This is a genomic window from Pseudomonas sp. TCU-HL1 (genome assembly GCF_001708505.1).
In the GTDB taxonomy this organism is placed as follows: Bacteria; Pseudomonadota; Gammaproteobacteria; order Pseudomonadales; family Pseudomonadaceae; genus Metapseudomonas.
This window is the reverse complement of record NZ_CP015992.1, coordinates 3,033,893-3,059,494: the sequence shown is the minus strand read 5'-3', so window position 1 is coordinate 3,059,494 and position 25,602 is coordinate 3,033,893. Positions and strand designations below refer to the sequence as shown.

Annotated in this window: 21 protein-coding genes; 17 read left to right on the top strand and 4 right to left on the bottom strand. The window is 64.3% G+C overall.

Going from position 1 to position 25,602, the window contains the following annotated elements; all coding sequences use genetic code 11:
* Nucleotides 1–202 precede the first annotated feature (202 nt).
* The 12 genes from THL1_RS14120 (at nucleotide 203) to THL1_RS14065 (ending at nucleotide 14,147) form a co-directional block, all read left to right on the top strand.
* A complete protein-coding gene (locus THL1_RS14120; RefSeq protein ID WP_069083855.1) occupies nucleotides 203–532 on the top strand; it encodes a hypothetical protein in 330 nt (109 codons plus the stop codon).
* Between the two features lie 402 nt (nucleotides 533–934).
* Nucleotides 935–1,159 carry a hypothetical protein gene (locus THL1_RS14115; RefSeq protein ID WP_069083854.1) on the top strand — a complete coding sequence of 75 codons (225 nt, stop codon included), beginning with the start codon at nucleotides 935–937 and terminating at the stop codon, nucleotides 1,157–1,159.
* Nucleotides 1,160–1,384: 225 nt separating this feature from the next.
* Nucleotides 1,385–2,908: a sigma-54-dependent transcriptional regulator gene (locus THL1_RS14110; protein ID WP_069083853.1), complete on the top strand. Its 1,524-nt coding sequence runs from the start codon at nucleotides 1,385–1,387 to the stop codon at nucleotides 2,906–2,908.
* 552 nt (nucleotides 2,909–3,460) lie between these two features.
* On the top strand, nucleotides 3,461–3,838 hold the full coding sequence (gene gcvH, locus THL1_RS14105; protein WP_069083852.1) for a glycine cleavage system protein GcvH: 378 nt from the start codon (nucleotides 3,461–3,463) through the stop codon (nucleotides 3,836–3,838).
* A gap of 3 nt (nucleotides 3,839–3,841) precedes the next feature.
* Entirely contained in the window at nucleotides 3,842–6,712 is a 2,871-nt protein-coding gene (gene gcvP, locus THL1_RS14100; RefSeq protein WP_162493735.1) for an aminomethyl-transferring glycine dehydrogenase, read from the top strand.
* A gap of 177 nt (nucleotides 6,713–6,889) precedes the next feature.
* Entirely contained in the window at nucleotides 6,890–8,266 is a 1,377-nt protein-coding gene (locus THL1_RS14095) for an L-serine ammonia-lyase (protein ID WP_069083850.1), read from the top strand.
* Between the two features lie 127 nt (nucleotides 8,267–8,393).
* Entirely contained in the window at nucleotides 8,394–9,512 is a 1,119-nt protein-coding gene (gcvT, locus tag THL1_RS14090) for a glycine cleavage system aminomethyltransferase GcvT (RefSeq protein ID WP_069083849.1), read from the top strand.
* Nucleotides 9,513–9,786: 274 nt separating this feature from the next.
* Nucleotides 9,787–10,341 carry a hypothetical protein gene (locus THL1_RS14085; protein ID WP_069083848.1) on the top strand — a complete coding sequence of 185 codons (555 nt, stop codon included), beginning with the start codon at nucleotides 9,787–9,789 and terminating at the stop codon, nucleotides 10,339–10,341.
* Between the two features lie 360 nt (nucleotides 10,342–10,701).
* Nucleotides 10,702–12,474 carry a multicopper oxidase family protein gene (locus tag THL1_RS14080; RefSeq protein WP_083245884.1) on the top strand — a complete coding sequence of 591 codons (1,773 nt, stop codon included), beginning with the start codon at nucleotides 10,702–10,704 and terminating at the stop codon, nucleotides 12,472–12,474.
* Nucleotides 12,475–12,495: 21 nt separating this feature from the next.
* Nucleotides 12,496–13,131 carry an SCO family protein gene (locus THL1_RS14075; protein ID WP_069083847.1) on the top strand — a complete coding sequence of 212 codons (636 nt, stop codon included), beginning with the start codon at nucleotides 12,496–12,498 and terminating at the stop codon, nucleotides 13,129–13,131.
* A 99-nt stretch (nucleotides 13,132–13,230) separates the two neighbouring features.
* The gene (locus tag THL1_RS14070) at nucleotides 13,231–13,416 is read left to right on the top strand and encodes a hypothetical protein (protein WP_069083846.1); all 186 of its coding nucleotides are present in this window, start codon (nucleotides 13,231–13,233) and stop codon (nucleotides 13,414–13,416) included.
* A gap of 371 nt (nucleotides 13,417–13,787) precedes the next feature.
* Nucleotides 13,788–14,147 carry a hypothetical protein gene (locus THL1_RS14065; RefSeq protein WP_069083845.1) on the top strand — a complete coding sequence of 120 codons (360 nt, stop codon included), beginning with the start codon at nucleotides 13,788–13,790 and terminating at the stop codon, nucleotides 14,145–14,147.
* 439 nt (nucleotides 14,148–14,586) lie between these two features.
* Here the strand turns inward: THL1_RS14065 and THL1_RS14060 are convergent, their stop codons facing one another.
* From THL1_RS14060 to THL1_RS14050, 3 genes are all read right to left on the bottom strand, one after another.
* The gene (locus tag THL1_RS14060; protein WP_069083844.1) at nucleotides 14,587–15,558 is read right to left on the bottom strand and encodes a CobW family GTP-binding protein; all 972 of its coding nucleotides are present in this window, start codon (nucleotides 15,556–15,558) and stop codon (nucleotides 14,587–14,589) included.
* Between the two features lie 24 nt (nucleotides 15,559–15,582).
* The gene (locus THL1_RS14055; RefSeq protein WP_069083843.1) at nucleotides 15,583–17,319 is read right to left on the bottom strand and encodes an amidohydrolase; all 1,737 of its coding nucleotides are present in this window, start codon (nucleotides 17,317–17,319) and stop codon (nucleotides 15,583–15,585) included.
* Between the two features lie 115 nt (nucleotides 17,320–17,434).
* Nucleotides 17,435–19,018: a peptidase M20 gene (locus THL1_RS14050; RefSeq protein ID WP_069083842.1), complete on the bottom strand. Its 1,584-nt coding sequence runs from the start codon at nucleotides 19,016–19,018 to the stop codon at nucleotides 17,435–17,437.
* Between the two features lie 153 nt (nucleotides 19,019–19,171).
* On the opposite strand from THL1_RS14050, the gene THL1_RS14045 reads away from it, so the two are divergent.
* The 5 genes from THL1_RS14045 to THL1_RS14025 all read left to right on the top strand — a co-directional run bounded on the left by THL1_RS14045 (nucleotide 19,172) and on the right by THL1_RS14025 (nucleotide 24,315).
* Nucleotides 19,172–20,077, top strand: coding sequence for a LysR substrate-binding domain-containing protein (locus THL1_RS14045; protein ID WP_069083841.1), 906 nt, complete (start codon nucleotides 19,172–19,174; stop codon nucleotides 20,075–20,077).
* Nucleotides 20,078–20,318: 241 nt separating this feature from the next.
* Nucleotides 20,319–21,410, top strand: a complete 1,092-nt coding sequence (locus THL1_RS14040) for an ABC transporter ATP-binding protein (RefSeq protein ID WP_069083840.1) — start codon at nucleotides 20,319–20,321, stop codon at nucleotides 21,408–21,410.
* Between the two features lie 88 nt (nucleotides 21,411–21,498).
* Nucleotides 21,499–22,614 carry an ABC transporter substrate-binding protein gene (locus THL1_RS14035; RefSeq protein ID WP_069083839.1) on the top strand — a complete coding sequence of 372 codons (1,116 nt, stop codon included), beginning with the start codon at nucleotides 21,499–21,501 and terminating at the stop codon, nucleotides 22,612–22,614.
* Between the two features lie 10 nt (nucleotides 22,615–22,624).
* Nucleotides 22,625–23,461, top strand: coding sequence for an ABC transporter permease (locus tag THL1_RS14030; protein WP_069083838.1), 837 nt, complete (start codon nucleotides 22,625–22,627; stop codon nucleotides 23,459–23,461).
* Nucleotides 23,462–23,469: 8 nt separating this feature from the next.
* Nucleotides 23,470–24,315 carry an ABC transporter permease gene (locus THL1_RS14025; RefSeq protein WP_069083837.1) on the top strand — a complete coding sequence of 282 codons (846 nt, stop codon included), beginning with the start codon at nucleotides 23,470–23,472 and terminating at the stop codon, nucleotides 24,313–24,315.
* 500 nt (nucleotides 24,316–24,815) lie between these two features.
* Here the strand turns inward: THL1_RS14025 and THL1_RS14020 are convergent, their stop codons facing one another.
* Nucleotides 24,816–25,589, bottom strand: a complete 774-nt coding sequence (locus THL1_RS14020) for a class II aldolase/adducin family protein (RefSeq protein WP_257785032.1) — start codon at nucleotides 25,587–25,589, stop codon at nucleotides 24,816–24,818.
* Between the last annotated feature and the right edge of the window lie 13 nt (nucleotides 25,590–25,602).

The window sequence follows — 25,602 nt, the reverse complement described above, 5'->3', positions numbered from 1 at the left end:
CGCGACCAAAGGAGCGGCAATGCTGCTTTGGACTTAGTCCATCAGTTCCTACGGCCAATTCTTTTGAACTATGGCTAATTTCCTACGCGCCAATCAGATTTTTGCCAGCACGGATCATCGACGTGACCCCATCGTTGCGACGCTCACCTCATAGCGATAATGGCGCAACGCCATATGGACTGGCGGCCCTACCGGAGCGCGCATGGACCAGATTCCCCAACAACAACAAATACCGCAAAGCGAAATTGCCCTGCTGGCCAACATCCTGGCCCTCACCACTCGCAATATGACCGCCATCACCACGCTGCTGGCACAGGTCACCGCCCATCTGGCCAGTTCCACCGACAGCAACCTGCAGGCGGCTTCGGTCGGCCTGCTGGACCAGGTCACCGGGCTCGGCCACGACCTGGAGCTGCAATGGGACCTGATCCAGTCGCTGGATCGTTTCTGCCCCCTGCTCGCCCGCACCCCGCCGGCGCGAACCTCCCTGGTCACCGAGATCAACATCAGCCAGTTACCACAAAGTCATTAATTGGCTTGATTTTTGCCGGGTGATCCGCTAGGGTCGCTGCCGTTAGTACCAAGTTGTAAGTCAATCCGGTCTTCCGATCCCTCGCCACTCCAACCAGAGCGGCCCACCCAAAGGGACCTGGCCACCCCGCCGACTCACCGACCACACTCACGCCTCCTGGCGATGCAGTAAAGCTGTCATGAGCACGCGATAGATTGACCAGGACTGCCAGCCAGGCCAGACCCTTGCCCGGCGCAGCACCTGGCATCCCATGTACCAGCTGCCAGAGCCAGATCCCCGACGGGAACTTAGTGCCGGCACCCTTGCTCCGATAAGGATCATCCGACCAGAGACCGTTTGCCTGGCGGATTCGGAGCCATTTGTCTGGCGGCCGATTGGCCGCAATACGAAGGAAGCAACACGATGACTATCCATCATCAAGCCCAAGCTGCAATCAGCACCCTGACCCACGCCTTTGCGCCGTTCACTTGCCACATCACCGCCGCACGCAACGGCAACTTCAGCTTCACCGTGGTCAATGAATTCGGTGTCGCCCGCCACAGCGAGCGCCTGTACCCGGAGCACTACGGCGATGCCGGTAATTTGCAGAATGTGATCGACCGGGCACAAAAAGCGCTGACCTGCTGATGAAACAGCCGCAAACGAAGAGCCCCGCAAAATGCGGGGCTTTTTCATGGAAAATGGAAAACCTCGGCGGGCGACTGCTTCTTGCAGGGGCGTGAAGCGTCCCCACCCGACTCGATGCGCTCGCCTGCGGGGTAATGCAGGGTTACTACAACGGCGACAGCCTGTTACCTAAGGACGACAGACCGGGCATAATTCGCCCCTTCAAATCGCCAGCCCTGCGTCTCCATGCGAATTCACGTCACCTTCATCGACCGCGTCGGCATCACCCAGGAGGTCCTGGCCCTGCTTGGCGGCCGCAACCTCAACCTGGACGCGGTGGAAATGGTGCCGCCCAACGTCTATATCGACGCCCCGACGCTCAGCCCCGAGGTGCTCGACGAACTGCGCGAAGCCCTGCATGCCGTGCAAGGCGTGCAGGAAGTGACGGTGGTGGACATCCTTCCCGGCCAGCGCCGGCATCTGCAACTGGACGCGTTGCTGGCCGCCATGAGCGACCCGGTACTGGCCGTGGACGGCGATGGCCGCATCCTGCTGGCTAACCCGGCGCTGATCGCCCTCTATGGCGCCCAGGCGGAAGGCCAGTTCCTGGCGCAACTGTTCGGTGACGACCGCCTGCACAGCGCCCTGCTGGAGCAAGGCTTCCGCCTTCCCCTGCGCGAAATCACCCTCAAGGGCCAGACACTGTTGCTGGACGCCGTGCCCATTACCGAAGGCAACCACCTGGCCGGTGCCTTGCTGACGCTCTATCAGCCCAACCGCATCGGCGAACGCCTGTCGGCCCTGCATCACGACCATGCGGCCGAAGGCTTCGACGCCTTGCTGGGCGATTCAACCCCCATGGCCACGCTGAAAGCCCGCGCCCAGCGCGTGGCATCGCTGGATGCGCCACTATTGATCCGGGGCGAGACAGGCACCGGCAAAGAGCTGGTGGCCCGCGCCTGCCACGCCGCCAGCACCCGTCGCAACCAGCCCTTCCTGGCACTGAACTGCGCCGCCCTCCCTGAGAACCTGGCCGAGAGCGAGCTGTTCGGTTACGCCCCTGGCGCCTTCACCGGCGCCCAACGCGGCGGCAAGCCCGGCCTGCTGGAGCTGGCCCACCAGGGCACGGTATTCCTTGACGAGATCGGCGAGATGTCGCCCTACCTGCAAGCCAAACTGCTGCGTTTTCTCAGCGACGGCAGCTTCCGCCGCGTGGGCGGCGACCGCGAGGTCAAGGTGGACGTGCGCATCCTCAGCGCCACCCACCGCAACCTCGAGAAGATGGTCAGCGAGGGGGCCTTCCGCGAAGACCTTTTCTACCGCCTGAACGTCCTCAACCTGGAAGTGCCGCCCCTGCGCGAGCGCGGCCAGGACATCCTGCTGCTGGCCCGCTTCTTCATGCAGCAAGCCTGCACCCAGATCCAGCGCCCAGCCTGCCGCCTGGCGCCCGGCACCTTCCAGGCGCTGCTGGGCAACCGCTGGCCGGGCAACGTGCGCCAGTTGCAGAACGTGATCTTCCGCGCAGCGGCCATCTGTGAAAGCAGCCTGGTGGAAATCGGCGACCTGGACATTGCCGGCACGGCCGTGGCGCGGGAACGCGATGGCGAGGTGAACAGCCTGGAAGAAGCCGTGGAGAACTTCGAGCGAGCCCTGCTGGAAAAGCTCTTCGTCACCTACCCCTCGACCCGCCAACTGGCTGCCCGACTGCAGACCTCCCACACCGCCATCGCCCACCGCCTGCGCAAGTACGGGATTCCTGGAAAAACCTGATATAAATTCTAGATAAATCGTATATATAACTGATAAATAACAATTTTTACTCGATTTAACTTCTGATGATGCAGGTGCGAAATCTGCATCGTACGCAAGGCCGACCTACCCCGTAGGGTGCGCCATGCGCACCGATTCCGGAATCCGTACCGGCGCCTCTGGTGCGCACAGCGCACCCTACTTACCCTCTTAATAGAAAGCATCACATAAAAACTATAAATAATTGTTTTTATTCGATTTATAGAGTTAACAGATGCGCCGTGTATCGACATCGCTACAGCGTAACGATTCCGCAACACCCAGCCAGAACCCGCGCCATTACTGACTCTTCACCCATTTCCGCAAAAAGCGCTCGCCACCCCGTAGCGATTTCGCTACAGAAGCCATCACCCTTTCCCTCAACAAACCATCAAAAAGCCTTGATTTACAAGGCATACATACACCTGGCACTGCCCTTGCTAAAGGCCCGGCAACAGCGCGCGGCAATGACCGCGTGCGGGGCTAAGCGCCTGGCAAAAGAAACAGGCGCGTCATACGAGTTGAGGACCAAAAATGAGCGTATTACGTTTCACCGCCGACCATGAATGGCTGCGCCTTGAACAAGACGGTCGCGTCACCGTCGGCATTACCGAGTACGCGCAGGACGCGCTGGGCGATGTGGTCTTCGTTCAACTCCCGGAGCTGCAGGCTTACGCACAGGGTGAAGAAGTCGCCGTGCTGGAATCGGTGAAGGCCGCCAGCAACATCGTCATGCCGCTGGACGGCGAGGTGGTTGAAGTGAACCAGCAGCTGGCCGACAGCCCCGAGCTGGTCAATGAAGAACCCCTGGGCAAGGGCTGGTTCTTCCGCATGCAGCTGGCCGACACCAGCATCCTCGACGGCCTGCTCGATCAGGCCGGCTACGAAAACCTGCTGAAAGCCAACGGCTGAGGAATGACCATGAGCCTCTCAACCCCGGCCCTCGGCACCACCAACGAATTCATTGCCCGCCACATCGGCCCGCGCGAGGCCGATACCAAGGCCATGCTGCAACTGCTCGGCTACGAGGACATCGAAGCCCTGACTGCCAGCGTCATCCCCGAGAGCATCAAGGGCACCAGCGTGCTCGACCTGCCGGCGGGCCAGGGCGAGGCTGAAGCCCTCGCCGCGATCAAGGCCATCGCCGCGAAGAACCTGCTGTTCAAGAGCTACATCGGCCAGGGTTACTACCCCTGCCACACCCCCAGCCCCATCCTGCGCAACCTGCTGGAAAACCCGGCCTGGTACACCGCCTACACCCCCTACCAGCCGGAAATCTCCCAGGGCCGGCTGGAAGCCCTGCTGAACTTCCAGACCCTGGTCAGCGACCTTGCCGGCCTGCCGGTGGCCAACGCCTCCCTGCTCGACGAAGGCACCGCCGCCGCCGAAGCCATGACCTTCTGCAAGCGCCTGGCGAAGAACAAGGCCAGCAACGCCTTCTTCGCCTCCCAGCACTGCCACCCGCAGACCCTCGACGTGCTGGTGACCCGCGCCGAGCCGCTGGGCATCGAGGTGGTGATCGGCGACGAGCATGAGATCACTGACGCCAGCGCCTACTTCGGCGCCCTGCTGCAGTACCCCACCGCCAACGGCGACCTCTTCGACTACCGCGAGCTGGTGGCTCGCTTCCACGCCGCCGGCGCCCTGGTCGCCGTCGCCGCCGACCTGCTGGCCCTGACCCTGCTGACCCCGCCCGGCGAGTTCGGTGCCGACGTCGCCCTGGGCAGCGCCCAGCGCTTCGGTGTGCCGCTGGGCTTCGGTGGCCCGCACGCGGCCTACTTCGCCACCCGCGACAGCTTCAAGCGCGACATGCCGGGCCGCCTGGTCGGCGTGTCCATCGACCGTCATGGCAAGCCGGCCCTGCGCCTGGCCATGCAGACCCGCGAGCAGCACATCCGCCGCGAGAAGGCCACCAGCAACATCTGCACCGCGCAGGTGCTGCTGGCCAACATCGCCAGCATGTACGCCGTCTACCACGGCCCGCAGGGCCTGACCCGCATCGCCCAGCGCATCCATCAGCTGACCGCGATCCTGGCCCAGGGCCTGGCCCAGCTGGGCGTCAGCGTCGAGCAGGAATCCTTCTTCGACACCCTGACCCTGGCCACCGGCGCCCGCACCTTTGATCTGCACACCCAGGCCCGCGCCCAGCAGATCAACCTGCGTGAAGTGGACGCCGCGCGCCTCGGCCTGTCCCTGGATGAAACCACCACCCAGGCCGACATCGAGCAGCTCTGGGCCCTCTTTGCCGACGGCCAGGCCCTGCCCGCCTTCGCCGAACTGGCCGCCAGCGTCGCCAGCCGCCTGCCCGCCGCCCTGCTGCGCCAGTCCGCCATCCTCAGCCACCCGGTGTTCAACCGCTATCACTCGGAAACCGAGCTGATGCGCTACCTGCGCAAACTGGCCGACAAGGACCTGGCCCTGGACCGCAGCATGATCCCGCTGGGTTCCTGCACCATGAAGCTGAACGCCGCCAGCGAGATGATTCCCATCACCTGGGCCGAGTTCGGTGCCCTGCACCCCTTCGCGCCCGCCGAGCAGAGCGCCGGCTACCAGGAGCTGACCACCGAACTGGAAGCCATGCTGTGCAAGGCCACCGGTTATGACGCCGTGTCCCTGCAGCCCAACGCCGGCTCCCAGGGCGAGTACGCCGGCCTGCTGGCCATTCGTGCCTACCACCTGAGCCGGGGCGAGGGGCAGCGGGATGTCTGCCTGATTCCGTCTTCGGCCCACGGCACCAACCCGGCCACCGCCAGCATGGTCGGCATGCGCGTGGTGGTGACCGCCTGCGACGCCCGTGGCAACGTCGACATCGCCGACCTCAAGGCCAAGGCCGAGGAACACCAGGAGCGCCTCGCCGCGCTGATGATCACCTACCCGTCCACCCACGGCGTGTTCGAGGAAGGCATCCGCGAAATCTGCGACATCATCCACGCCAACGGCGGCCAGGTGTATATCGACGGCGCCAACATGAACGCCATGGTCGGCCTCTGCGCCCCGGGCCAGTTCGGCGGCGACGTCTCGCACCTGAACCTGCACAAGACCTTCTGCATCCCCCACGGCGGCGGCGGCCCGGGCGTCGGCCCGATCGGCGTGAAGGCGCACCTGGCGCCCTTCCTGCCCGGCCACGGCCACCTGGAGCGCAAGCATGGGGCAGTCAGCGCCGCGCCCTTCGGCAGCGCCAGCATCCTGCCGATCACCTGGATGTACATCCGCATGATGGGCGGCGAAGGCCTGCGTCACGCCACCCAGATGGCGATCCTCAATGCCAACTACATCGCCCGCCGTCTGGAAGAGCACTACCCGGTGCTCTACACCGGCAGCAACGGCCTGGTGGCCCACGAGTGCATCCTCGACCTGCGCCCGCTCAAGGACAGTAGCGGCATCAGCGTCGACGACGTCGCCAAGCGCCTGATCGACTTCGGCTTCCATGCCCCGACCATGTCCTTCCCGGTGCCGGGAACGCTGATGATCGAGCCCACCGAGAGCGAGTCGAAGGAAGAGCTGGACCGCTTCTGCGAGGCCATGATCCGCATCCGCGAGGAAATCCGCGCGGTGGAGAACGGCGAACTGGACGCCAACGACAACCCGCTGAAGAACGCCCCGCACACCGCCCAGGAACTGGTCGGCGAGTGGACCCACCGCTACAGCCGCGAACTGGCCGTGTACCCCAGCGCCAGCCTGGTGGACGGCAAGTACTGGCCGCCGGTGGGTCGCGTGGACAACGTCTACGGCGACCGCAACCTGGTCTGCGCCTGCCCGTCCATCGAGGCTTACCAGGACGCCTGATGGCAAGCCCGGCCCCGGCCGGGTTTCCTGTGGGAGCGAATTCATTCGCGAATGAATTCGCTCCCACGGCGACCGGACAAGAAAAGGATGCTCGGCGGTCGGTCCGCAAGGCCCGATCCGCCGGGCTGTCTACGCTGATTAATAAGAAAGAGCCGAGCGCATGCTCAGGAGCGCGACATGTCCCTCAGTGTCTTCGACCTGTTCAAGATCGGCATTGGCCCCTCCAGCTCCCACACCGTGGGCCCGATGCGCGCCGCCGCACGCTTCGTCGAGGGCCTGCGTCGGGAGAACCTGCTGGCCGACACCGAACGCCTGAAAGTCGAGCTTTACGGCTCCCTCGGTGCCACCGGCAAGGGCCACGGCAGCGACAAGGCCGTGCTGCTGGGACTGGAAGGCGAACAGCCTGACACTGTCGACACCGAAAGCGTCGACAAGCGCCTGGCAGCCATCCGCGAGAGCGGCATGCTGTGCCTGGGCGGGGAAAAGTCGATTCACTTTGTGGAAAAGGAGCACCTGGCGATGATTCGCAAACCGCTCCCCTACCACCCCAACGGCATGATTTTCCGCGCCTTCGACGACGCCGGCATCCAGATCCGTTCGCGCGAGTACTACTCGGTGGGCGGTGGCTTCGTCGTCGACGAGGAAGCCGCCGGCCTCGACCGCATCGTCGAAGACCGCACGCCGCTCGCCTATCCCTTCAAGACCGCCAGGGACATACTCGCCCACTGCACCGCCAGCGGGCTTTCCATCAGCGGCCTGATGCGCGAGAACGAGAAGGCCTGGCGCACCCCTGAGGAAACCAGCGCGGGCCTGATGAAGATCTGGCAAGTGATGCAGGACTGCGTGACCACTGGCTGCCGCAAGGAAGGCATCATGCCCGGCGGGCTCAAGGTGAAACGCCGTGCCGCCGCGCTCTATCGCCAGCTCAGCGAACACCCGGAGGCCAACCTCAAGGACAGCCTGTCGGTGCTCGACTGGGTCAACCTCTACGCCCTCGCGGTGAACGAGGAAAACGCCACCGGCGGCCGCGTGGTCACCGCGCCCACCAACGGCGCGGCGGGCATCGTCCCGGCCGTGCTGCACTACTACAGCCGCTTCGTGCCCGGCGCCAACGACGACGGCGTCGAGCGTTTCCTGCTCACCGCCGCCGCCATCGGCATCCTCTATAAGGAGAACGCCTCCATCTCCGGCGCCGAAGTGGGCTGCCAGGGCGAGGTCGGCGTGGCCTGCTCCATGGCTGCCGGCGCGCTGTGCGAAGTCCTCGGCGGCACCCCGCAGCAAGTGGAGAACGCCGCCGAGATCGGCATGGAACACAACCTCGGGCTGACCTGCGACCCGGTCGGCGGCCTGGTCCAGGTGCCCTGCATCGAGCGCAACGCCATGGGCTCGGTGAAGGCCATCAATGCCGCGCGCATGGCCCTGCGCGGTGACGGCCAGCACTTCATCTCCCTGGACAAGGTGATCCGCACCATGCGCCAGACCGGTGCCGACATGAAGAGCAAGTACAAGGAAACCGCCCGCGGCGGCCTCGCCGTGAACATCATCGAATGCTGAAGAGCGCCCTCTCCCCAGCCCTCTCCCGCACGCGGGAGAGGGAGCTTGTCTCCCCTCGCCCTTCAGGGAGAGGGGCCGGGGGAGAGGGGCGCCCCAACCCGCACCGTCTCTCGCTTTGGAGCCTTACATGACCGACCTCGCCAAAACCCCGCTGCACGCCCTGCACCTCGAACTCGGCGCGCGCATGGTGCCTTTCGCCGGCTACGACATGCCGGTGCAGTACCCCCTCGGCGTGCTCAAGGAGCACCTGCACACCCGTGAACAGGCTGGCCTGTTCGACGTGTCCCACATGGGCCAGATCGTCCTGCGTGGCGCGAACGCCGCCCGCGCCCTGGAAAGCCTGGTGCCGGTCGATATCCTCGACCTGCCGGTGGGCCTGCAGCGCTATGCGATGTTCACTGATGAAAATGGCGGCATCCTCGACGACCTGATGGTCGCCCGCCTGGCCGAAGACCAGCTGTTCCTGGTGGTCAACGCCGCCTGCAAGGATCAGGACCTGGCTCACCTCAAGCAGCACCTCGGCGAGCAATGCGAGATCGAGTCGCTGTTCGACTCCCGCGCCCTGCTCGCCCTGCAAGGCCCGGCCGCCGCCGAGGTGCTGGGCCGCCTCGCCCCGGAGGTGAAGAAGATGACCTTCATGCAGTTCGCCAGCGTGCGCCTGGACGGCGTGGAGTGCTTCGTCAGCCGCTCCGGCTACACCGGCGAGGACGGCTACGAGATTTCCGTACCCGTGGCCCAGGCCGAAGCCCTGGCGCGCAGCCTGCTGGCCCAGCCGGAAGTCCAGCCCATTGGCCTCGGCGCGCGCGACTCGCTGCGCCTGGAAGCCGGCCTGTGCCTCTATGGCCACGACATGACCGGCGAAACCACCCCGATCGAAGCGAGCCTGACCTGGGCCATTTCCAAGGCCCGCCGCGCCGACGGCCTGCGCGCCGGCAACTTCCCCGGCGCCGGCAAAGTGTTCGCCCAGCAGCGTGATGGCGTGCCCAGCAAGCGCGTCGGCCTGCTGCCCCAGGAGCGCGTCCCGGTGCGCGAAGGCGCCGAGATCGTCGATGCCGGCGGCACAGTCATCGGCCGCGTGTCCAGTGGCGGCTTCGGCCCCAGCCTGGGCGCGCCGGTGGCCATGGGCTACGTCGCCGCCAGCCACGCCGCGCTGGACAGCGAAGTCTGGGCCCTGGTACGCGGCAAGCGCGTCCCCATGAAAGTCGCCAAGGCCCCCTTCGTACCGCAGCGCTACTACCGCGGCTGATACAACGTCCCTCGACTGCCCTGCCACGGCGGGGCCTTGAAGGGTGAAGACGCCTGTCTTCACCCTTTTTCTTCACCCGGGAGCACAACGTCGGCCGTAGGGTGCGCCGTGTGTTCAGCTGGGGGACCGCAGAAATCGGCCGACTTGAAGAAGTGTTTCTAACCAACTGAAATACAAAGCCTTGTGCCATTCATCTGAGCGACACAATCCCGTCATCAGCCGGTCATCCGCCGCAGGCAGATTCTCTGCTCAACTTTCCTGGGGAGGACCTCCGATGAACCACAAGAAGAACCTGATCAAGCCCCTGGCAGCCACCCTGCTGGCCGCCACCCTCGGTGCCTGCGCCATGCAAGCGCCGGCGCCGGCCAAGCCGGTAGCCCTGGACAACGAAGACTGGTACCAGATTCGTACCGAGAAAGAACTCTTCGTCTTCGACGACTACGCCACCTACCGCGAATTCGTGAAGAGCGGTGCCGCACCCGTCAAGCAGAGCGCCGGCAAGAAAGACGGTTTCGGCCGCGACATCGTGCTGGTCCTGAAAGCCGCCGACCAGGGCAAGAACCCGAGCACCCTCTCCGCCAAACGCTTCCTCGATGTCAGCCTGCCTCCGGCCCAGCCCTTCTATGGCGAACTGCGCGACGAAGAAGGCGTCATCTATGTGTTCAGCCGCTACGGCGACATGATGGACATGTACAAGATCGGCGAGCCCACCTTCAGCTATGTCGACATCGGCGGCGGCCCCGACGGCCAGCGCGTGGTCTACGTACTCGGCAAGGAAGAACCCAAGCCCGTCAAGCAGATCGCCCTGTTCCACGACAAGTACAAGTAACCCGCGTGCACGCGACCGGAATTCCCCCTCTTTTCCGGTCGCATCCACCCCGCTCCAACCGCTCTACCGCCTGCCCTCCAATCCCTGCCGCCCGTCTTCGCGAAACATTCCGAAACACTCAGCGCCACACCTAGAGCCAGAAGCCACTGACCAGCACTGGCGGCGAATTATTGGCATTTCGCAAATTGCACTCGCTAAGTGCGAGGTCTTTAGTCGGCTTATTGGCGCATTGGCTGCGTGAGCAGACTCACTATGGCGGCCAGCACCTTCGTGCAAACGGATGGGGAAAATCAGCCCTGGAGCACTGCATCCAAGGCGGGCCGTTCGCGCGAATTCGCTGTGGGGAGGTGGAGCACACCCATGAAAGGAAAAGACCCGCGAGAACCGCATAACAAGAACGACAGGTTGGTGGACGACACCCGGCGCGACTTCCTCAAGCTGTCGGTCGCTGCCGTAGCCGCGCCCGCCATCCTGCGCGCGCCGGACAGCCGGGCCGAGGTCCCGATATTGCCGCCCAGCCCTGCGACGACGCCCTGGGTGATGCAGCTACCCAATCAGATCGTGCCTGCCGCCAGCACGCCCTACCTCACCCCCGCCCCCACCGAAGTGGCGAATGTCACCGGTGGCGAAGCCGGACGCAAGCCGCACCAGTTCTGGGCCAGGTTCCGGCCCAACGCCGAGTATTACGAGCTGCGCGCCCAGGAACGCGACTGGGTATTCAACCCGGCGTACCCGAAGCAGAAGGTCTGGGCGTACCGTGCCGTCAACACACCGGCCAACGAGTTCAGCGCCACCGTGATGGCTCACTATGGCGACCCGGTGATCTGCCGCATCCATAACGAGCTACCGGCAAACCACACCGGCTTTGGCACGCCGGAAATCGCCACCCACCTGCACAACCTGCATTGCGGCTCGGAGAGCGACGGCTTCCCCGGCGACTATTACAGCCTGATCAAGGCCGGCCCCGCCCTGACGGCACCCGGCAGGTTCAAGGACCACCTGTATCCCAACGCCTACGCTGGCTTCAACAGCATGCAGGGGGGCAGCGGCGACCCCAACGAAGCACTGGGCACCCTCTTCTATCACGACCACACCCTGGACTTCACATCACCCAACCTCTATCGGGGGCTGACCGGCTTCTACCTGCTCTACGACCACCTGGACTCCGGCGACGAGGCCGACGCGACGCCAGGTGCCCTGCGCCTGCCCAGCCATCCCTACGACTACCCGCTGATGTTCACTGATCGCCGATTCGACGCCGCCGGCAAGCTCTACTACGACGAGATCAACCCCGAAGGGGTGTTAGGCGACAAGGTATTGGTCAACGGCATGATCGAGCCGGTGCTCAAGGTGGCCGCGCGGCGCTATCGCTTCCGCCTGCTCAATGCCGGCCCGAGCTTGTTCTACGCCTTCTCCCTGGTGAGTCCGAACAACGTGAAGCAGCTCTTCACCTACATCGGCAACGACGGCAACCTGCTGCCCAAGCCCCTGCTCAACCAGCAAAGCATCACCCTCGGCATGGCCGAGCGCGCCGACATAGTGGTGGACTTTTCCAAGTACCCGATTGGCACGACTCTCTACCTGGTCAACCGCATGCGCCAGGAAGAAACCCGTGGACCGAAGGACATCAAGGACCCAGGCGTGCGCGTACTGAAAATCGTCGTGGACCGCTGGCCAACGTCCCAGGACCTCAGCCAGGTACCGGCCTACCTGCGCCCGCTTCCGCCTATCGATCCTGCGGTGATCGCCGCCGCGCCGGTGCGCCGCTTCCTCTTCGAGCGCTCCAACAACATGTGGACCATCAACGGCCAGTTCGTGAACATCAATGCGCCGCGCTTCAAGGTGCCCAAGGGGCGCTTCGAAATCTGGGAGCTGATAAACACCGACAACGGCTGGTCGCACCCCATCCACATCCACCTGGAAGAAGGTCGCATCATCGCGCGCATCAAGAATGGCGTGTCGCAACCCATCCCGCCTCACGAACAGGGGCGCAAGGACGTCTATGTGATCAACCAGGCCGAAACCATCCGGGTCCTGATTCGCTTCCGCGATTACGTCGGCAAGTACGTGATGCACTGCCACAACCTGATCCACGAAGACCACGCGATGATGCTGCGCTTCGATATCGAATAGCGTCGGCGGGAGGATGAATTCATGAACACTCGCAGAAACCTGATCGGCGGACTCGGCGCCGGCGTACTGGGGCTGGCCCTGGGCGCCCTGGGCTCCGCCGCGGCGAGCCAGCCGAAACCCCAGGCAGGTAAGGGCCGCTTCCCCAACCCCACACTGTTCACCCACCAGGGACGGAAAGTGGAGTTCTTCGAAGACCTGCTGCGCGGCAAGGTGGTGGTGCTGAACATGATGTACGCCAGCTGCGGCCGCAATTGCCCCACGGCCACGGCCAACCTGCGCAAGGTCCAGCAGATGCTCGGCGCACGTCTTGGGCGGGATGTCTTCATGTACTCGATCACCCTGCAGCCCGAGCTGGACCAACCCCAGCACCTGCAGGAATACGTCGACAAGTTCCACATAGGCCCCGGCTGGCAGTTCCTCACCGGCGACCCGCAGGACATCCTCGACCTGCGCTACGCCCTGGGCTTCTACGATGTCGACCCGCTGGTGGATGGCAACCAGTTGACCCACACCGGCATGGTACGCATCGGCAACGAGCCCATTGGCCGCTGGACCATGGCGCCAGCGCTGACCGATCCGGAGCACATACTCTCGGCCATCAACCACGTCGACCATCGCGTCAAGCACGCCAGCGAAGGCTTCCAGCAGGCATCCTGAATGGACGCAATGGCCTCCGGGAGCGCCCGGAGGCCGGCTGGTGTATGATGCGCGCCTCCGGCCCGCCTGCGGGCCAAGCCCGTACAGAGCAGAAGCACCATGACCAGCCAAGACCTCGACCAGGCCGACGCCCAGCCCCAGGAAACCCCGACCGCTGAGACCGCCGTTCCGGCCACGCCCAAAAAACAGAACATCCCCTGGCACCAGACGCTCAAGGGGTACGACCGCGGCCAGCGCCCCGGTCCGGCGCCACGCGGCTCGCGCCGTTCGATGGGCAAGCGCTGATACACAGCCCCCAGGCGAACCCCTCGATCTCTGCTCGCGAACGGAAGCCTTTCGCGAGCAGGGCTCGCTCCTACCCCTCCTGCTTCACCTCACCGCTCTAGAACGGGCCCTTTAGCCTTTCCAGGCCAATCCGTCGCTCTTGCCGCCTCAATTAAATCAAATAAATCGATTATTCAGAATAAAGTAAAAAGCCTTTCCCCTTTGCGCAATTGCGCCCTGAAAATCACCGTAACTCATTGTTTTTAATAATCTCAATACAACTATTATTGGCGTCGATGACAACCATCACGCAGCATCACTTCATCATCGAAACCATATCCGTAACATGGGCCCCGTAGACGAAATTCCCCCCCTGACCAAGGTGCCCAAACATGAAAAAGCCAATCCTCGCCAGCCTGTTCATCGCCAGCCTGTCCACCGCTGCTTTCGCCCTGCCCCAGGGTGCCGTCGTCGCTGAAGGGGGTTCCGACCGCACCAGCATCCACCGCGTAGCCGAAGGTGGCGCTGACCGTACCGGCGCCAACCGTATCGCTGAAAGTGGTTCCGAGCGTTCCGAGGCCCTGCGTGTTGCCGAAGGTGGTTCCGACCGCACCAAAGCCTTCGATGTCGCTGAAGGCGGCTCCGACCACACCAACGCCTTCCGCGTCGCCGAAGGCGGCTCCCAGCGCTCCGAGTCCCTGCGTGTTGCCGAAGGTGGTGCCGACCGCACTGGCGCCAACCGCATCAGCTGATCCCGGATCCGCTCAGAGGCAGGCAATCACGATGTATGCAACTCCTCGAAAGATAGAAGGCGCCACCTGGGGCGCCTTCTTTCATTTTGGAGTGCATAAACGGTTGGGCAGGGAGCGGCACTTTTTTGTAGGGGCGAATTCATTCGCCAAGCAGGCCGAAGGTCTGCCGATTGGGCTCGGTTGGGGCTGCTTCGCCGCCCTTGGTGAGTAAACATCCACGCTCGTAGAACGTGGACTTGTGTTTGCCCCCTATAAGGGGGCCATCGTCATACGCAGCACCCAGCTGATTCCACCAACGTACCCAGCAGTAGGGTGCGCTATGCGCACCGAGGCGATGGTGGCGACTCCGAGTCCGTCTCACGGTGCGCGCGGCGCACCCTACGGGACCGGCAGCATCCTGCTGGTTCGCTGACTCGAATCGTCACAGGCAGAGCCGAGGTCAGGCCACGCACTTCTCGAACGTCGCTTGCATCTGCGCAGCGTCGATTGCCCCGCGTCGACCAATGAAGATCAACTGGGTATAAGGCTCCCTGCCTTCCCATCCGTCTTCCGGCTTGATCTCACTGCGGCTTCCCACCAGGTGCAGGATGCAGCGCTTGCCGGGTGCCTCCGCGACCTGGCAGACCCCCTTGGCGCGGTAGATGTCCGCCGGCAGCGCCGCCAACGCCTGGCGCAAGGCCTTGAGCGACAGGGGCCGGTCGCTGGAAAAGCTCCAGGTATCGAAGATCGCCGAGTGATCCTGGCCCTGAACACTCGCCAGCACTGAAGCCGAGGGCGTAGTAGCGGGCTTGAAACTCCACCCCGCCTTGAACTGCCCCACGCCCAGCACCAGTTCCAGCGGTACCTCGCCGTACTCGCATTCCAGCAACCGGGCCTTGGGATAAAGCCAGCGCGCCTTGAGAGTGTCGAGCTGCTCCCGGCTGACCCGGTCCACCTTGTTCAGCACGATGATGTCCGCCACATCCAGCTGCTCCATCGCCAGCTGCGCCATCTCACCGTCCAGTTGCCCGAACTGCTCGGCATCCACCACCGTCAGGATGCTGTCGATGGCGAGCACGTCGCGGAACTGCGGGTAACGCAGGGTGTTGGCGATCTTGCCCGGATTGGACACCCCGCTCGCCTCGATCACGATGTACTCGGGCCGGTTCTGGCAGTCATCCAGCAGGCGACCAAGCTGTTCAATCAGGTCACTCTCGACGGTGCAGCAGATACAGCCGTTGGCCAGGCTGACGGTGGTCTGGGTCTGGCTGACGATCAACTGGCTGTCGATGTTGATGGCACCGAAGTCGTTGACCATCACCGCCATGCGCAGGCCGTGGTCGCTGTTGAGGATGCGGTTCAGCAAGGTCGTCTTGCCGGCGCCGAGAAAGCCCGAAACCAGGGTCACGGGAATGGGGGCGAGTCTGCTCACGGGCTTGTCTCCTGGCCGTTTACATCAGAAGTTCGGCAGCTCGAAGCGCCAGGTTGCGACATGGCGGGTGTCGTCGAATTCGCCATGGCGGTCCCAGGTCACTTCGCCTTCCAGCAGGGTCAACTGCACCTGGGTGTTATGGATGTTGCCCTTGGGTGTCACCTCGAACAGGTTGCGGTCGAGCACGATCAGGTCGGCGGACTTGCCCACCTCGATCGAGCCCGCCTTGTCTTCGATACCCATGCACCAGGCGCCATTGAGCGTCATTACGCGAATGGCCTGCTCCAGGCTGATGGGGCTGCCATAGAACCGGCCCTCTTCCTCACCGTAGGGATTCTCGCGGGTGACCATGGCCTCGAAGCCGATCCAGGGGTTGATGCTGGAGACCGGCCAGTCGGTACCCATGACCGCCACGCCGCCATGCTCCAGAACACCCTTGAAGTTATACGCCCGCTGCATCCGGTCTTCGCCGAACACCGCGCGGGCGTTCGCGAAGGAGGATGGGAACCAGCCCACCGGGGAGAACTCGGCAGTGACGTTGAGCTCGGCGAAGCGCGGCAGGTTGGCGTCCAGCAGCGTGGTGCTGTGGGCGCACTGGTGGCGCACACCGCTGTAGCCGTTGCGCCGACGCGCTTCGGCCACGGCATCCAGGAACAGGTCCGACGCACCGTCGCCGGTGCAGTGGGCGATCACGCGGATGCCCCTGCGGTCCATGTCCACCACCATGTCGGTGATGTGTTCCGGGGTCATGTTGAGATGACCGCGCCAGCTCGTGTCACCCGGCCAGGCGCTGGACAGGTAGGACGAACGGGATTCGTGGGTGCCGTCGAAGTGGAACTTCACCGCATTGGCGTTGAGTCGGGCGCTGCGGTAGTAGTGGCGCTCGCCTGCCAGCAGCTCCCAGCGACGCTTCACCGGGAAGATGTCGTCCTGCCAACTGATGGCGGCCTCGACCCGCACCGACAGCTCACCGGCCTGGTCGATGGTTTTCAGTGCGTTCAGGCGATGTTCGCAGACATGGACGAACTTGGTGCCCACCACGCCATGGCCGCTCTGGAACCAAACACCTTCGCGGTAGGCACGCTTGAGTGCGTGTTGCGGAGTGGGCGGCATAGCGGCGTGCATCAGCGCGTAGGCGCCGTCGACGAGGATGCCGGTGGGTTCACCGGTGACGCTGTCGCGCTCGATGTAACCATGGCGCGGGTCCATCGTCTCGGCATCGATACCGGCCAGTTCCAGGGCCTTGGAGTTGACCATCATGCAACCCCAGGAACGGTCGAGGATGGCCACCGGGCGATCTGGCAGAACACTGTCCAGCCAGGCACGATCCGGGACCAGGCCAGCCTGCTTGAAGGTGTAGCGCACGAAGTACTGGCCATAGACCCAGCCATCACCGGGATGGGTAGCGGCGTAGTCGACGATGGCCTGGCGCACCTGCTCCGGGGTCGGGTCTTCCACGCCCACTTCCAGGTAGCCCGCATAACCGGGCGCCAGTTTCAGGTCCGGGTGGGTGTGCATGTCATAGAGGCCCGGCATGGCGAAGCGACCCTTGAGGTCCAGCACCTGGGTACGCGGGCCGATCAGATCGCCCATATCGGAAGTTGCCCCCACCGCGACGAAGCGCCCGCCGCGAATGGCCGCGGCCTCGGCCCAGGGATTGGCCTCGTCCACGGTATAGATGCGGCCGTTGATCAGTACCAGATCGGCGGCGCCGGTCTGGCCCGGAACATTGCTGGAGCGGTAATCGGTAGGGTTACCCATGGCAGTGACACCTTCTTCGGAATAAGCGCGGGCTTTCCACCCGTCTTGGCAGAGTCAGTCTTGAATCGTTGGAACCGTGATGCGGGCGCGCCCGGCTCGCAGGCGCGCCGCTGTTTCATTCGTCGTCGCGCGCGGGAATCCACCATTCCTCACCGCGCACGGTGCGGATGTACTCCGGCCAGCGATAGCGGTGGGGAGCCTGGAAATCCTTCGGCAGCAACGGCGCCTGCCAGCGACTGCCGCCGATACCGCCACCGGTGCGCTCGACGAATTCGGCGCGGGCGGCAGCCAGCAAGTCCGGGCGGGTCAGCAGGTCCACCAGGGTCGCGGCGATGGTCTTCGCCGCCACCTGGATCATCGGGTCGATGGTCTGGCGGATGCCGCCCAGGGCGTTGGCCACCCAGTCGGGATAGGTGTAGCCAGCCGGCGCCGACAGCATCGGCCGCGCTACGAGCAGGCGCACGGTTGGGCAATGCCAGGTGTATTCCGGGTAGTCGTCGGAGGTCAGGTGCTTCTGCCATGCTGGCATCTGCAGGCGCATCTGGCGTTCGCACTCCTGCGGCTCGATCAGCTCCTCGGTGGCCGGCAGGAAGGGTTTCTCCATGGGTTCCAGACCGAGGTTGGCCTGGATTTCCTGGGCGATCTCGATCGCTTCATTGCCCCAGCGCGGCGCGCCGACCAGGGCCAGGTTGTCGTAGGTAGCCTGGGCCATCACGTGGTTGGGCAGGCCACCACGGGACTTGCACACCCAGGTCTTCTTCCACTGGCAACCGGTCGCCAGCGCGGTGGCGGCAGCGTTGTTGTCCATCACCTGGGCAATGGTCTCGGCTTGCTCGATGGAGTCGCAGCGCAGCAGGTACTGGATCTGCGAAATGTGCGGCGGCAGGTTGTCCGCAGTCGCCTGGCCAGCGGTAAGGATGGCCTCGTTGTAACTCCACAGGCCAGTGAACGGCAGGGTAGAACGGCGCAGGCTCTCGTTCAGGGTGTAGAAGTGCACCAGCGCATCGTTGGCCCCCGGTGCGCGGGCCGCCAGGTGGTTCTGCGGAATCGGGCTGTACTTGTCCGAGGCGATCCAGTTCTGCGGCTCATCGCAGGTGAAGGTGTAGATGTAGGCGTAGGCGATACCGCAATGGGTATCCCAGGTCGTGGTGTTGTTCAGCGGCAGCATGTAGGTGGGGTGGAAGCTGATGGCCGCATCGATGTCGTCGTAGTAACCCTTGGCGGCATGCACCGGCTTGGAGGCGCGCAGCTTTTCCGCCGGCTCGCCGAAGAACTTCAGGGTGCCCTGGATACCGTGTTCCAGCATCGCCGCCTTGGCCGCGAGCAGGCCACCTAGGGCACTGATACCCAGCGCCGAGTGCGGGTCGGTATGGCCGGGGGCGAAGCGCGACAGGCCGTCGCGCGGCATCTTGCGGGTCGCTGCGGCCTGGCAATTGCCAGGCACGGCATCGTACTCGCCGTAGGTAGCCAGCACCGGGCCCTCGCCATTCTTGAACGTGGCGCAGAAGGCCGTCGGCATGCCACCGCTACCCTCTTCCACCTCGAAGCCTTCCTTGCGCAGCAACTCCACGTACCAGGCACAGGACTTGTACTCCCGGAACGCAGGCTCGGCGTAATGCCAGATAACCTGGTGCCAGTCCGACAGGGTCTTGTGCTGCTGCGCCACCCATTCCAGGGCGAATTGCTTGGGCTCGTACATGAAGGGATTCCTTGATGATGTGACCGGGCCCGTCCGTGCAGGGCCAGCGGTGGACCGGCCCTAGTATTGTTGAGTCCAGCGATACAACAATCGATTTATTTCGCCACTAATGTTTAGATATTTTCACCCAACACCCAGTAATCCGGAGCCGCCATGCGCTTCCCCTCGATGACCGCCCTGCGTGCCCTGGACGCCGTCGCCCGCCTGGGCAGCGTGTCCGCCGCCGCCCATGAGCTGAACCTCACCCGCAGTGCCATCAGCCACCAGATCAGCAGCCTGGAAGAGAGCCTCGGCTTCGCCCTGACCGAGCGCGTCGGCCGGGGCATCGGTCTCACCTACCGTGGCGAACGCTACGCCCGGGAGGTACACCGCATCCTTTCCAACCTGGACGAAGCCAGCCGCCGCCTGGACGATCAGGAAATCTCCGGGCGCCTCTGCGTCAGCTGTAACCCGGGCTTCGCCACCTACTGGCTGTGCCACCACATCGGCGGCTTCCTGCGTGAGTATCCGCAGGTCCAGCTGCAACTGATCTCGCCACGCACGCCGGACGACGTCAGCAACACCAACGTCGACCTCTTCGTTGCCTATGGCATTGGCGACTGGCCCGACATGTCGGTGGAACAGATCGTCGCCCTGCGCTTCTTCCCGGTGTGCAGCCCGCGCCTGATCAACGCCCTGGGCGGTCTGAAAAGCCCCCAGGAACTGACCGGATTCCCCCTGTTGCACATGAGCGACTACAGCGACTGGAGAGTCTGGCTCGCTGCCGCTGGCGCATCGAGTGTGGATGCCGGCACCGGCATCGTCTTCTCCGATGCCCATTGCGCGCAATCCGCGTGCATCGCCGCCCAGGGCGTGGGCATGGGCGACAACCTGATCAGCGGCGATGCCCTGGCCCGTGGTCTGCTGGTGCGCCCGTTCGAGATAGCCATCGACTCCCATCGCGGCTACTACCTGGTCGCCGACCCGCAAAAGGCCGAACGCCCTGCCGTACAGGCCTTCAGCAACTGGGTGAAGACGCAGCTGCAGGCCTCTACGCAGATCTGGCAGGACCACCGCTGAGGCTCTTGTGCCACATCCGGTGCGCACGGCGCACCCTACGGGAAGGCCTACCTCGTAGGGTGCGCCTCGCACACCGATCACCGCTGGATCAACGATGATTTCCCCCTTCAAATGTCCAAAAAAACTAAACATTAATGGAGAAATAATTCCATTGATGTAGCGCTGCATTTGACAATAATGGCCAAAATGCCCAATCCGGGACCCATTTGCGAGTCCCAGCACAACAAGGGGAGTCACCAGCGTGCCAAGCAGTCAGGCCATCCAGCTCAGCGCCCAGGGGATCAGGAAGCAGTACGGACTTTTCACCGCCCTGGACGGCATCGACCTGGACATCCGCCAGGGTGAGTTCCTCACCCTCCTCGGCCCGTCGGGTTCAGGCAAGACCACCCTCCTGATGATCCTCGCCGGTTTCCTCGAAGCCAGCGCCGGAAAGCTCATGGAGAACGGCGAAGACATCAGCCGCCGTCCGGCGGAGAAGCGCAACTTCGGCATGGTGTTCCAGGGTTATGCCCTGTTCCCGCACATGTCGGTGGAGGACAACGTCGCCTACCCGCTGCGCATACGTGGCGTTAAAGCAGAGGAACGTCAGCGTCGCGTCAGTCACATCCTCGAAGTGGTGGGCCTCGGCGCCCACATGAAGAAGAAGCCGGCCGAGCTGTCCGGTGGCCAGCAACAGCGCGTCGCCATCGCTCGCGCGCTGGTGTTCGAGCCCGACCTGCTGCTGCTCGACGAACCTCTTTCCGCGCTGGACAAGAACCTGCGCGAACAGCTCCAGGCCGAGCTGCAACGCATCCATCGCCAGGTAGGCACCAGCTTTGTGTTCGTCACTCACGACCAGGGCGAGGCGCTGGCCCTCTCCACCCGCATCGCCATCTTCAACCAGGGCCGCCTGGCCCAGGTCGACAGCCCGGAAGACATCTACGACCGGCCCAACAGCCGCTTCGTTGCCGAATTCCTCGGCAAGATGAACCTCTTTCCCCTGGCGGACCTGACCCGCAACGGCACCCACGCCAGCGGCCGCTGCGGCGACAACCACCTGCACGCCGCCGCACCGCAGGCACTGGGCGATCAACCGAAACTGCTGGCGGTACGCCCCGAGCACATGGACCTGCACACCGAACGCCCTGAACTCAGCGGCCACAACATCGTCGCCGCGCACCTCACCGAGAAGGTCTACCAGGGCGCCAGCACCCATCTGGCCCTGAAACTCGGCCAGGACGCCCCAGCCATCAACCTGGCAGTACCCGGCAACCACCCCGGCGCCCAGCTGGCCAGCGGTACACCGGTTTGGCTGAGCTGGCCGGTACAGCGCAGCTTCCTGCTGGACGCCTGACCCACCGATACGCACTTTTTTCCACTGCGCTTCACTACAACAACAATCGGCCGCGCCCCAGCAGGGCGGGCCACGCGAGGAATTGCCCATGAGCCAGGAACATCAGCGCGACTGCATCGAAGTCCTCATCGAGAAAGCCCGTGGCGGGCAGATCAACCGCCGCACCTTCATCCAGGCAATGGGCCTGCTGGCAGCCGCGCCGCTCGCCATGCGCAGCGGCATCAGCTGGGCCGCCGACGGCAAGCCGCTGGTAGTGGTGAACTGGGGCGGTGATGCCCTGGACGCCTTCCGCCGCGCCTGGACCGACAGCTTCAGCCAGAGCACCGGCATCCAGGTGCGTATCGACGGCGCCGGCCCAACCGAAGGCGCCATCCGCTCGCAGCTGGCCAGTGGCAACCCGAGCTGGGACGTTGTGGACGTGGACAGCTACAGCGCCATGACCCTCGGCCGCGACAAGATCCTCCAGCCGCTGGACTACAGCGTCATCCAGCGTGGCCAGGTGGCCGCGAACCTCGCCCACGACCACGGCATCGCCGGCTACCTGTTCAGCTACGTGATGGCCTGGGACAGCGAGCAATTCGGTGACCAGGGTCCGACCAGCTGGGCCGATTTCTGGAACGTGGAGAAATTCCCCGGCAAGCGCACCCTCTACAAATGGATGAACGGCATGCTGGAAGCCGCGCTGCTGGCCGATGGCGTGCCCGCCGAGCAGCTCTACCCGCTGGACGTGCCGCGTGCTCTGCGCAAGATCGACGAACTCAAGCCCCACGTCCTGTCGTTCTGGAGCTCCGGTGCAGAAAGCCAGCAACTGATGATCGAAGGCGAAGTCTCGATGGGCGCCATCTGGAGCACCCGCGCCAAGCTGCTCGCCGAAGACAGCGAAGGCCGCATCCGCTGGGGCTACGACAATGCCTTCCTCAACGCCAGCAGCTGGGCGGTGCTTTCGGACAACCCAGCCGGCAGCCAGGGAGCCATGCGCTTCATCCAGCACGCGCTGCAGCCGGAAGGCCAGCTCAAGCTCTTCGAACTGCTGGGTAACGGCCCATCCAACAGTGCCACCCAGAAGCTCATGACGGCGGAGCAGCGCGAGGCGGATTGCGCGTCCGAGGAGAACTTCAAGAAACAGATCTTCCTCAACACCGAGTGGTACGCCGACAACTACGCCACCACCCTGGAACAGTACCTGACCCACCTTTCCAAGTGAGCCGCCGCACATGAGCACTACCCACTCCGCCAACCTGGAGCGCAGCCTGCTGCTGATCCCCTTGCCCCTGTTGCTGGTGGTCTTCTACCTGCTGCCGTTCCTCGGCGTGGTGGGCTGGAGCTTCACCCTGCCGGAGCCCGGCATCGAGCAGTACCAGCGCATCGCCACCGATCCCGCCATCCACGACATGCTCTGGCGCACGCTGCGCCTGTGCCTGACGGTCAGCACCCTGGCGCTGGTCATCGGCTACCTGCTGGCCTATTGCTGGGTGTTCAGCCCGCCGTTCTGGCAACGCATGGTGGAGATCTGCATCTTCATCCCGTTCTGGATTTCGGTACTGGTACGGGCATTCGGATGGCTCATCGCCTTGCGCAGCAACGGCGTGCTGAACGGCGGCCTGATGGGCCTCGGTCTCATCGACTCGCCGTTGCAGCTGACCCGCAATGAAACCGGCGTGGTCATCGGCATGCTCCATTTCATGGTGCCTTACGCGCTGTTCCCGCTGCTTTCCAGCATGCGCCAGCTCGACCAGCGCGTACTGCTGGCATCCCGCGGCCTCGGCGCCGGCGCCCTGCGCACCTTCTGGCAGGTCCTGCTGCCGCAGACCTTACCGGGCCTGCTGGGCGCCTTCATCATGGTCTTCGTGTTCTGCCTGGGCTTCTTCATCACGCCGGTGCTGCTGGGCGGTGGCCAGACGGTGATGATCGCCGAGTACGTTTTCCTGCAGATGTTCCAGACCAGTAACTGGGGCCTGGGTGCCGCACTCAGCGTGGTGCTGCTGGCCCTGGTCAGCGCCCTGATCTGGCTGCTGCTGCGCATCACCCGTGTCAACCGACTGGTGGGCTGAGGTCAATCATGAATACACATAAAACGAGCCTTTCCACCCGCCTGCTCGCCACCGTGGCCATGGCCTTCATGCTGTTCCCGCTGCTGACGGTCATTCCAGTGTCGTTCACCAGCAAGCGCTACCTGTCGATGCCCAACGGCAACTGGTCGCTGCGCCACTACGAAGCGCTGCTGGGCAACCCGGAATGGATGGCCAGCATCCTGCAGAGCCTCGGCATCGCCTTCGCCACCAGCCTGATCGCCACCGCCCTGGCGGTCAGCTTCAGCCTCGGCATCTGGTACCTGCGCTCGCGCCTGGCCACCGTGCTGATCGGCCTGGTACTGCTGCCCATGGCGATTCCGCCGGTGATCTCGGCGCTGGTCCTGTACTTCATGGAGACCAACCTCGGCCGCATCGCCCCCGGCTTCGGCTACGACACCATTCCCGGCGTGATCATTGCCCACGTGGTGATGGTGGTGCCCTACGGTGTGGTGACCATGCTGGTCGCCCTGAGCCAGATCGACCGCCGCATCGAACTGGCCTCGCGCAACCTCGGCGCCAGCCTGATGCAGACCACCTTCCTGGTGGTGATGCCGAACCTGAAACTGGGCATCGCCTCCACCGCCCTGCTCAGCTTCGCGCTGTCGTGGGAGGAAGTGGCGGTGACCCTATTCATCACCAGCGTCGACGTCAACACCCTGCCCCGTCGTATCTGGGGCGGCCTGCGGGACAACGTCGACCCTAGCGTGGCGGCCATCTCCGTGCTGCTGATCGGGGTAACCTTGCTGGTACTCTGCGCAAGGCTGCTGTTGCAGTACCTGGCGGAGCGCAAGGCCAGGGAAACCGCGGCCAGGACGGCGGCCTCACCAGCCTGATACGGAAAAGCCCGGACTCTGATCCGGGCTTTTTTTGTGTTGGGTGTCCGGACCGTAGGAGCGAGCTCTGCTCGCGAACCGGGGAGTCGGAGCCGGCCTGCTACCACCCTCTCCCCCGGCCCCTCTCCCTGAAGCGGAGAGGGGTGACTCACGCCGACAACGCCATGCCATCCGGTGAATTCGAACCCTGTCGGGCACGGACCGTAGGAGCGAGCTCTGCTCGCGAACCGGGGAGTCGGAGCCGGCCTGTCAGCGCCCTCACGCCCGGCTCCTCTCCCTGAAGCGGAGAGGGGTGACTCACGCCGACAACGCCATGCCATCCGGTGAATTCGAACCCTGTCGGGCACGGACCGTAGGAGCGAGCTCTGCTCGCGAACCGGGGAGTCGGAGCCGGCCTGCTACCACCCTCTCCCCCGGCCCCTCTCCCTGAAGCGGAGAGGGGTGACTCGCGCCGGCAACGCCCTGCCGCCCGGCGGCCCCCACAAAAAGCGAGCCAGTCGTCAGTTACGGAACGACGAGTCGATGCGATCCAGCCGACGCAGTTCCGCCTGCCAGACCAGGTCCACGCTCTCCAGGTGGTAGCGGTCGTTGTTCAGTTGGCGCGCGGTGAACTCGCAGGCGTCGTGATCGGGGATGATCAGCGGCCGGCCCGCTTTCATCGCTTCCAGCTGAATCTCGCAGGCCTGGTTCAGGTAGTACATGAGGAAGTAGGCCTCGGCGACGCTGCGGCCGACCGTGAGCAGGCCGTGGTTGCGCAGGATCAGGGCCTTGCTGCTGCCCAGGGCGGCGACGATGCGACCACGAACCTCCAGATCCAACGGCACACCTTCGTAGTCGTAGTAGGCGATCCGATCATAGAAGGTCATGTTGGTCTGGTTCAGCGGCAGCAGCCCTTCCTCCAGCGCCGCCACCGCCATGCCAGCCATGGTGTGGGTATGCATCACGCACACGGCGTCGTGGCGGTTCATATGCACGGCGCTGTGAATAGTGAAACCCGCCGGATTCACATCCGGTGAGCCGGGTTCGAGCTTGTTGCCGTCGACATCGATCGCCACCAGGTTGGAAGCATTGACCTCTTCCGGGCGCAGGCCGTACTGGTTGATCAGGAAGGCCGGCTCGTCGCCGGGAAGGCGCACGGAAATGTGGGTGAAGACCTGGTCGCTCCAGCCGTTGAGGTCCAGCAGGCGGTAGGCGGCGGCAAGGTCGGTGCGCAGTTGTTGTTCTGTGGTGTTCATCGGGTCTCCCGCAGGCGATGTGGTTGTCGAGGCGGGCAGACTAGGTCCGCTT

Excerpts from the sequence above, each read along its gene's own strand:
- THL1_RS14120 (WP_069083855.1), top strand. The coding sequence starts at position 203 with ATGGACCAGATTCCCCAACAACAACAAATACCGCAAAGCGAAATTGCC.
- THL1_RS14115 (WP_069083854.1), top strand. The coding sequence starts at position 935 with ATGACTATCCATCATCAAGCCCAAGCTGCAATCAGCACCCTGACCCAC.
- THL1_RS14110 (WP_069083853.1), top strand. The coding sequence starts at position 1,385 with ATGCGAATTCACGTCACCTTCATCGACCGCGTCGGCATCACCCAGGAG.
- gcvH (WP_069083852.1), top strand. The coding sequence starts at position 3,461 with ATGAGCGTATTACGTTTCACCGCCGACCATGAATGGCTGCGCCTTGAA.
- gcvP (WP_162493735.1), top strand. The coding sequence starts at position 3,842 with ATGACCATGAGCCTCTCAACCCCGGCCCTCGGCACCACCAACGAATTC.
- THL1_RS14095 (WP_069083850.1), top strand. The coding sequence starts at position 6,890 with ATGTCCCTCAGTGTCTTCGACCTGTTCAAGATCGGCATTGGCCCCTCC.
- gcvT (WP_069083849.1), top strand. The coding sequence starts at position 8,394 with ATGACCGACCTCGCCAAAACCCCGCTGCACGCCCTGCACCTCGAACTC.
- THL1_RS14085 (WP_069083848.1), top strand. The coding sequence starts at position 9,787 with ATGAACCACAAGAAGAACCTGATCAAGCCCCTGGCAGCCACCCTGCTG.
- THL1_RS14080 (WP_083245884.1), top strand. The coding sequence starts at position 10,702 with ATGAAAGGAAAAGACCCGCGAGAACCGCATAACAAGAACGACAGGTTG.
- THL1_RS14075 (WP_069083847.1), top strand. The coding sequence starts at position 12,496 with ATGAACACTCGCAGAAACCTGATCGGCGGACTCGGCGCCGGCGTACTG.
- THL1_RS14070 (WP_069083846.1), top strand. The coding sequence starts at position 13,231 with ATGACCAGCCAAGACCTCGACCAGGCCGACGCCCAGCCCCAGGAAACC.
- THL1_RS14065 (WP_069083845.1), top strand. The coding sequence starts at position 13,788 with ATGAAAAAGCCAATCCTCGCCAGCCTGTTCATCGCCAGCCTGTCCACC.
- THL1_RS14055 (WP_069083843.1), bottom strand. The coding sequence starts at position 17,319 with ATGGGTAACCCTACCGATTACCGCTCCAGCAATGTTCCGGGCCAGACC.
- THL1_RS14050 (WP_069083842.1), bottom strand. The coding sequence starts at position 19,018 with ATGTACGAGCCCAAGCAATTCGCCCTGGAATGGGTGGCGCAGCAGCAC.
- THL1_RS14045 (WP_069083841.1), top strand. The coding sequence starts at position 19,172 with ATGCGCTTCCCCTCGATGACCGCCCTGCGTGCCCTGGACGCCGTCGCC.
- THL1_RS14035 (WP_069083839.1), top strand. The coding sequence starts at position 21,499 with ATGAGCCAGGAACATCAGCGCGACTGCATCGAAGTCCTCATCGAGAAA.
- THL1_RS14030 (WP_069083838.1), top strand. The coding sequence starts at position 22,625 with ATGAGCACTACCCACTCCGCCAACCTGGAGCGCAGCCTGCTGCTGATC.
- THL1_RS14025 (WP_069083837.1), top strand. The coding sequence starts at position 23,470 with ATGAATACACATAAAACGAGCCTTTCCACCCGCCTGCTCGCCACCGTG.